Origin of the sequence: Streptomyces sp. NPDC057694 (assembly GCF_042799415.1) — a bacterium.
Taxonomy (GTDB): domain Bacteria; phylum Actinomycetota; class Actinomycetes; order Streptomycetales; family Streptomycetaceae; genus Streptomyces.
Genome location: NZ_JBHVIX010000012.1, coordinates 144,348 through 151,693 on the forward strand (window position 1 = coordinate 144,348; position 7,346 = coordinate 151,693).

General features: G+C 71.1%; 7 protein-coding genes. 2 read left to right on the forward strand and 5 right to left on the reverse strand.

The genetic code is table 11. The features are described from left to right. Positions 1-26: 26 nt before the first annotated feature. The gene (locus ACFVDP_RS25090) at positions 27-1,694 is read left to right on the forward strand and encodes an ATP-binding protein (protein ID WP_383493623.1); all 1,668 of its coding nucleotides are present in this window, start codon (positions 27-29) and stop codon (positions 1,692-1,694) included. Next, positions 1,691-2,425: a response regulator gene (locus ACFVDP_RS25095; RefSeq protein WP_383493627.1), complete on the forward strand. Its 735-nt coding sequence runs from the start codon at positions 1,691-1,693 to the stop codon at positions 2,423-2,425. The genes ACFVDP_RS25090 and ACFVDP_RS25095 overlap by 4 nt, the downstream gene beginning before the upstream one ends. A gap of 94 nt (positions 2,426-2,519) precedes the next feature. Here the strand turns inward: ACFVDP_RS25095 and ACFVDP_RS25100 are convergent, their stop codons facing one another. The 5 genes from ACFVDP_RS25100 to ACFVDP_RS25120 all read right to left on the reverse strand — a co-directional run bounded on the left by ACFVDP_RS25100 (position 2,520) and on the right by ACFVDP_RS25120 (position 7,132). After that, complete coding sequence (locus ACFVDP_RS25100) at positions 2,520-4,130, reverse strand: cation acetate symporter (RefSeq protein WP_383493630.1); 1,611 nt, start codon at positions 4,128-4,130, stop codon at positions 2,520-2,522. Beyond that, entirely contained in the window at positions 4,127-4,660 is a 534-nt protein-coding gene (locus tag ACFVDP_RS25105) for a DUF485 domain-containing protein (protein ID WP_383493633.1), read from the reverse strand. The genes ACFVDP_RS25100 and ACFVDP_RS25105 overlap by 4 nt, the downstream gene beginning before the upstream one ends. A 74-nt stretch (positions 4,661-4,734) precedes the next feature. After that, positions 4,735-5,475, reverse strand: coding sequence for a response regulator (locus ACFVDP_RS25110; protein ID WP_383493636.1), 741 nt, complete (start codon positions 5,473-5,475; stop codon positions 4,735-4,737). Further along, positions 5,472-6,629: a sensor histidine kinase gene (locus ACFVDP_RS25115; protein ID WP_383493639.1), complete on the reverse strand. Its 1,158-nt coding sequence runs from the start codon at positions 6,627-6,629 to the stop codon at positions 5,472-5,474. The genes ACFVDP_RS25110 and ACFVDP_RS25115 overlap by 4 nt, the downstream gene beginning before the upstream one ends. Further along, positions 6,626-7,132 (reverse strand): DUF1453 domain-containing protein, encoded by a 507-nt coding sequence (locus tag ACFVDP_RS25120; protein ID WP_383493642.1) that lies wholly within the window; start codon positions 7,130-7,132, stop codon positions 6,626-6,628. The genes ACFVDP_RS25115 and ACFVDP_RS25120 overlap by 4 nt, the downstream gene beginning before the upstream one ends. Positions 7,133-7,346 lie beyond the last annotated feature (214 nt).

A 7,346-nucleotide genomic window follows, 5' to 3' on the forward strand; every position in this document is an offset into this window, starting at 1 on the left:
CGCACGGGCCCGTACCGTTCGTCACCATGAGCACGACTCCCCCCGCCCGCCGCCTGCGTTTCGGCCTGCCGCGACGCATGTTCGCGCAGGTGCTGCTGATGCAGCTGGCGATCGCGGCCGGTGTGACCGTGCTCGCCACCGGGCTGTTCCTGGCGCCTTTGAGCGACCAGTTGGACGACCAGGCGATGCGTCGGGCGCTGGCGATCGCGCAGACCACCGCGGCGCAGCCGCGGATCGCCGACGATCTGCGGTCCTCACGGCCCACGGTCGGCGGGCCGGTGCAGGCCGCGGCGGAGCGGATCAGGCGGGCCAGTGGCGCCGAGTACGTCGTGATCATGAACAAGAAGGGTGTGCGCTGGTCGCACACCGACGCCTCCCAGGTCGGCAAGGTCGTCTCGACGGACCCCAGCGCGGCGCTGGAGGGCCACGACGTGATGCAGATCGACGACGGGACCCTGGGCCGCTCCGCACGCGGCAAAGTGCCCCTGAGGGGCCGTGACGGCACCATCGTGGGCGCGGTGTCGGTCGGTATCGAGTACGACAGCGTCCGTGCCCGCCTCGTCCATGCGATCCCCGGCCTGTTCGCGTACGCGGGCGGGGCCCTGGCCGTCGGCGCGCTCGCCGCCTATCTGATCTCCCGGCGGGTCCAGCGCCAGACGCGCGATCTGGCCTTCTCGGACATCGCCGCGCTGCTGGCCGAGCGCGAGGCGATGCTGCACGGCATCCGGGAGGGCGTCGTGGCCCTGGACCGCGGCGGTCGCATCCGGCTGCTGAACGACGAGGCGCAGCGGCTGCTGGGCCTCGGCGCGGCGTCGATCGGACAGCCCCTGGAGACGGCGCTCGGCCCCGGGCGGACGACCGATGTGCTCGGTGGCCGTGTCGCCGGTACCGACCTGCTGACCGTGCGCGGCCAGCGCGTCCTGATCGCCAACCGGATGCCCACGCACGACGGGGGCGCGGTCGCCACTCTGCGCGACCGGACCGAGCTGGAGCAGCTCGGCCGTGAACTCGACTCCACGCGCGGCCTGATCGACGCCCTGCGCGCCCAGGACCACGAACACGCCAACCGCATGCACACGTTGCTGGGACTGCTGGAACTGGAGATGTACGAGGACGCCGTGGAGTTCGTGGGCGAGGTGGTCGGTGACCACAGGGCGACGTCGGAGCAGGTCCTCGAGAAGATCCACGATCCGCTGCTGGCAGCGCTGCTCGTCGGCAAGGCGACCGTGGCGGCCGAGCGCGGCGTGATCCTGTGGATGTCGGACCGCACACTGCTGCCCGACCGGCTGATCGATTCGCGCGGCCTGGTGACCGCGGTCGGCAATCTGGTCGACAACGCGCTGGACGCCGTCGCGGGCACCGCGCACGCGCGCGTGGAGGTCGAACTTCGCGCGGAAGGCACGACCGCCGTCGTGCGCGTGCGGGACACCGGCCCCGGAATCCCCCGGGAGCAACGGGAGTTGATCTTCACCGAGGGCTGGTCCACGAAGAAGCCGCCCGCGCACGGCAAGCGCGGCATCGGTCTCGCCCTGGTGCGCCGGCTCGCGGAGCGGCAGGGCGGCCGCGCCACGGTCGCGGAGGCCGACGGCGGCGGAGCCCTGTTCACGATCGTGCTGCCCGACGCCCTCACCGAACCGGCCTCCAGCGCCGTGTACGACGGCGCGGGCGCCCTGGCGACGGAGGAGTCGCGATGAACGACGTATCGGCCGGCATATCGGCCAACGCACCGATCGACGTACTGGTCGTGGACGACGACACCCGGGTGGCGCGGGTCAATGCCGCGTACGTGGCGAAGGTCGCGGGTTTCCGGGTCGCCGGAGAGGCGCACAACGCGGCCGACGCGCTGCGGCTGGTGGAGGAGCGGCCGGGGCTCGATCTGGTGCTCCTGGACCATTATCTGCCCGACGAGACGGGGCTCGACCTGGTGCGCGAGATGCGTCGGCGGGGCCACCAGACCGATGTGATCATGGTGACCGCGGCCCGTGACGTGGCCACGGTGCAGGCGGCGATGCGTCAGGGTGCGCTGCAGTACCTGGTCAAGCCGTTCGCGTTCGCGGGCCTGCGCGCCAAACTGGAGGCGTACGCGGCTCTGCGGCACACCTTCGCGGGCGGCGGTGAGGCCGAACAGGCCCAGGTGGACCGGATCTTCGCGGCCCTCTCGGCGACCGGGGCGCAGCCCGAGCTGCCCAAGGGGCACTCGCCGAGCACGGCGGAGCTGGTCCGCAGGACGCTGGTCAACGCCGAACGGCCGCTGTCCGCCCAGGAGATCGCCGAGTCGACGGGCCTGAGCCGGCAGACCGCGCAGCGGTACCTGAAACTGCTGGAACGCACCGGCAGCGCGAAACTCACCCTGAAGTACGGCGACGCGGGCCGCCCGGAGCATCTCTACGTCTGGGCGAACCCGCGCCCCGGGGCCGGGGCCTGACCCGGGCCCGAGGGCGACGGGCGTGCGGCCGAGCACTCGGAGATCGGCCCCGACGGCCCGCCTGCGGCTGGTGCGGTCCGTCGGGGCCGTGGGCTCACACGGCTCCTGCGCCGGTGAGCGCCCGCACCTCGGTCTCGGCGTGCTTGGCCTCGTCCGGCGGCTCGTGCGAGGTCACGGTGCCCAGCCAGCCCGCCAGGAAGCCCAGCGGGATGGAGACGAGCCCGGGGTTCTCCAGCGGGAAGTACTGGAAGTCCATGCCCGGGAACAGCGAGGTCGGGCTGCCCGAGACCACCGGTGACAGCACGACGAGCAGCAGCGCGGGCACCAGACCGCCGTACACCGACCACACGGCGCCGCGCGTCGTGAAGTTCCGCCAGAACAGCGAGTACAGCAGCACCGGGAGGTTGGCGGACGCGGCCACGGCAAAGGCCAGGCCGACCAGGAACGCCACGTTGAGATCGCGTGCGAGCAGTCCGAGCGCGATGGCGAGCACACCGATTCCGGCCGCGGCGACCCGTGCCACCGCGACCTCGCTGCGCTGCTTGCCCACCGGTTTTCCTTCCCGGTCACGACGGCGCAGGGAGGCGTACAGGTCGTGGGCCACAGAAGCGGAGGAGGCCAGCGTGATGCCGGCGACGACGGCGAGGATGGTGGCGAAGGCGACCGCGGCGACGACCGCGAACAGCACGGTGCCGCCCGTGGAGTTGGCACCGCCGCCCAGGTCGAGGGCGAGCAGCGGGACCGCCGTGTTCCCCGCCGGGTTCGACTCCCGGACCGCGCTCGAGCCGACGACGGCGGCCGCGCCGAACCCGAGCACGATCGTCATCAGATAGAAGCTGCCGATGAGCCCGATGGACCAGACGACGGAACGGCGTGCGGCCCGTGCGGTCGGCACCGTGTAGAAGCGCGACAGGATGTGCGGAAGACCGGCCGTGCCGAGCACCAGCGCGAGGCCCAGGCTGATGAAGTCGAAGCGCGCGGTCCAGCTCCCGCCGTACTTCAGACCGGGCACGAGGAAGTCGGAACCGTGCCCGCTGCGCGCCGCAGCGGTGTGGAGCATCTGATTGAAGTCACCGTGGAACCGCACCAGGACGAGCACCGTCAGGGCGATCGTGCCGCCCATGAGCAGAACGGCCTTCACGATCTGGATCCAGGTGGTGGCCCGCATCCCTCCCAACGACACATAGATCACCATGAGCGCGCCGACGCCGACGACGGTCCAGGCCTGCGCTCCCCCGCTCTCCCCGCCGAGCAGCAGGGCGACCAGACTGCCCGCGCCCACCATCTGCGCCACCAGATAGAGAACGGACACGGTGACGGAAGAAGTTCCCGCCGCGATGCGCACAGGACGCTCCCGCATCCGCGCCGCGACGACGTCGGCGAGGGTGAACCGCCCGCAGTTGCGCACCAGTTCGGCCACCAGGAAGAGCACCACGAGCCAGGCCACGAGGAAGCCCACGGAGTAGAGCAGCCCGTCGTACCCGAAGAGCGCGATCACCCCCGAGATGCCGAGGAAGGAAGCCGCCGACATGTAGTCACCGGCGATGGCAAAACCGTTCTCCATGGGGGAGAAGAGCCGGCCGCCCGCGTAGAACTCCTCGGCGGATCCGTGCCGGTTGCGACTCACCCAGGTCGTGATCCCGAGCGTCACCGCCACGAACGCGCTGAACAGCACCAACGCCAGGGTCTGATGCGTCCCGGTCACCACTGACCACCCTCGTCGCGGGCCGAACCGTTCATGCTCGCGGAGTTGCCGATTCCACGTGTCATCTCCTGGGTGTCCCAACGCAGATCGAGCGCGGGACGGTCGCGGCGCAGTCGCGCGTGACGCACGTACAACCACGTCAGCAGGAACGTGCTGGCGAACTGTCCAAGTCCCGCCACCATCGCGACGTTCACCGCGCCCGTGACCGGCTTGGCCATCAGTCCCGGCGCGGTCGTGGCAGCCACCACGTACGCCACGTACCAGGCGAAGAAGACCGCGCACGCGGGGACGACGAACCTCCGATAACGCCTGCGCACTTCTTGGAAGGCGTCGCTGCGCTGCACTTCCAGATAGATCCCTGCCGCACTCCGCTGTCCCGGCACGGGCTGGGCGGGTACGGCGGGCGTCGGCGCACCTGTGCCGTCCATCTCGCCCCACCCCGAGGCCAGCGCGTCGTACCAGGGATCGCTGATTCCGCCGCGATCACCGGCCCGGGGCTGCGCCGTCTCGCACCCGTCTTGCTTTTCCACCGAACTCTCCTTGTCCGCGGCCCACTGCGGCCGCGTGCCAAGGATGGACAGATCGGGAAGATCCTGGACTCAGCTCACAAGTCGTTCACCCCATTAGGTGATGGCGAAATGCGGTTGGTTTCCGGAAGGTTCGCAAGCCCGTGCCGATATGCGTAACGCACCGCCTGCGCACGGTCCTTGAGGCCGGTTTTGGCGAACAAATTATTAATGTGCGTCTTCACCGTCGCGGTGGAGACGTGGAGCGCGCGGGCGATCTCCTGATTCGTCAGTCCGTCGGCGATGAGCCGGACGACTTCCGCCTCCCGTGCGGTGAGTCCGTCCGGCGGCTCCTTCGGTCCGGGCGGCGCGACGGGCTCCGGCCGCGCCAGTCTCTCCAGGAGCCTCCGCTGGATCTTCGGGGAGAGCCCCGCGTCACCGGACAGCACGTCCTCGACGGCCTTGACGATCTCGTCCCCGCCCGCGTCCTTGGTGAGATATCCGCGGGCTCCAGCGGTGAGAGCAGGGAAAAGCGACTCGTCGTCGGCGTAGGTGGTCAGGATGACGACCTGGGTCCCCGGATACTCGGCCCTGATCCGCCGGGTCGCCTCGACGCCGTCGCACCGCGGCATGCGCAGGTCCATCAGGACGACGTCCGGCGCCAGCTCGGCGACGAGCGCCAACGCCTCCTCGCCGTCTCCCCCTGAGCCGACCACCTCGATCCCGGGCAGCAGCCCGAGCAGCATCACGATGCCTTCGCGCACCACCGTCTGGTCGTCGACCACCAGCACGCGGGCCGACGGCCTGCCCTCGCGCTCCCCCACCTCGGCCCCGCTCACAGGGGCACCCTCAACGTGACCACGAAACCCTCCTCGTACGGCCCTGCCTCCAGCGTCCCGCCCAGCAGCTCGGCACGCTCCCTCATCCCCAACAGACCGTAACCGGCACCACTGACAGTGAGCTCTTCGTGCCGTCCGGCCGCCCCCGAGTCCCTTGCCTCCAGGGCGACTTCACGCTCCCCGTACGTCAGCCGCATCGCCGTCCTGGCTCCCGGCGCGTGCTTGCGTACGTTCGTGAGCGCTTCCTGCGCGACTCGGCGCACCGCCTGGGAAGCCTCTGCGGGCAACCGCCGGCGCTCGCCCTCCACCGTGAGCGTGGCACCGTCCGCGGACGCGACCAGCCCTTCGAGGAACTCCTCCAGCGGTGTCATCTCGCCGCGCAGCGCCGACAGTGCCTGCCGGGTCTCGGTGAGACCGTCGCGCGCCATACCGCGTGCGGCCACGACGCGGTCCAGGATCTGGTCCCGGTCGGCGCCGCGCTCGATGAGGAGCCGTGCCGCTTCCAGGTGGACAAGCTGCGCGGAGAGGCTGTGCGCGAGGACGTCGTGGATCTCCCGGGCGATCCGCGCCCGCTCCGCGAGAGCCGCCGATTCGGCCTCCGCGGCCCTCGCGGCCCTCTCCTGCACCAGCAGGCGCTGCGCGCCGCCTCTGGCCTCGGCGTCGAGGCGCAGTACATAGCCGGACAGGCACAGCCCCGCCATGATCGCTGCGGTGGTCAGCCACGGATCCTGATTGACGACGGCGAAACCGGCGAGCGAGGCGGCGGCGGCCGGGACCGCGGCCAGCAGCGGCATGCGCTGCAGGGCGGTGACGGCACAGCCGCACCACAGCAGGCTGGCCGGTCCGAGGAATCCGATGCGGTGCGCCGCCACCGCGGCCAGCAGAAGCAGCGCGAGCAGGGCGAGCGAGGGCCACAGCCGGTGGGCCAGCGTCGTCCAGTAGAAGCCCCAGGCCGCGGCGGCACAGGCGATCAGTCCTACGGGAGCGACCGCGACGGCCCACGGGCCGACGTCGCGCTGTGCCACCGCGGTCCACAGCAGAGTCCCCACCAGCGCGATCCGCACGGCCCAGGAGAGCCCACGCCGGGCGCGCGTCCGCCCCACGCGGGAGAGCGCCTCACGCGTGGGCCACGTCGTCCAGTAACCGGGGTTCACCTGCGGCCCTCCCACACCGGCTGGGGGGCGACTCCAACGTACGCCGCCTGCTTCTGCCCTGCCCGCCACATCAGGACACCGGTACGGACCAGGAGCGAGAGGGCGAAGCCCAGCATGAACGAGGAGCTGCCGAGGTGGACACCCATCGCCAGACCGATCCCGACGACGGCCGCCCGTGCCGCGACGCCCCCGACCCACGTACCGGCCGTGGCGGCCGTGCCCTTGGTCCAGACGTCCCCCTGGTCATCGGCCCAGAGCCGGGTGGTGAACGCCCAGCCGATCCCTATGCCGACGCTGACGACCATCTCGACAGCGATCAGGACGACCGAAGCAGCGGTGTGCCGCGGATCCATCAGGGAGTCGCTCCTGAGGGCCACGAATCCGAGAATCACGGGCAGCAGCCACCACTTGCGGTCCATCGCCAGGCGCTCGGTCCTGAACTGGCGCACGACGACGAGCGCGACGACGGCGACGATCACGAGAATTTCGGTCGGCCCGGACATGACTGCCTCCGTGGAGCGGTCGGAGCGGAGTGGTTCAACACCGTCGACGCTACGGAAGAGTGCAGGTCAGGAGATCGGAGCCGGGGTGGATCGTGGGTGGATCGTGGGGGGTCCCCCCCCCACGGAGACCCCCCCCCCACAAAAAGAGGGACCCCCCCACCCCCCCCCCCCCCCCCCCCCTCCCGCTTCCCCCCCCCCCCCCTCGCCGATCTCC

Bases quoted from the DNA above. Each gene is read 5' to 3' on its own strand.
- ACFVDP_RS25090 (WP_383493623.1), top strand. From the start codon at position 27: ATGAGCACGACTCCCCCCGCCCGCCGCCTGCGTTTCGGCCTGCCGCGA.
- ACFVDP_RS25095 (WP_383493627.1), top strand. From the start codon at position 1,691: ATGAACGACGTATCGGCCGGCATATCGGCCAACGCACCGATCGACGTA.
- ACFVDP_RS25120 (WP_383493642.1), bottom strand. From the start codon at position 7,132: ATGTCCGGGCCGACCGAAATTCTCGTGATCGTCGCCGTCGTCGCGCTC.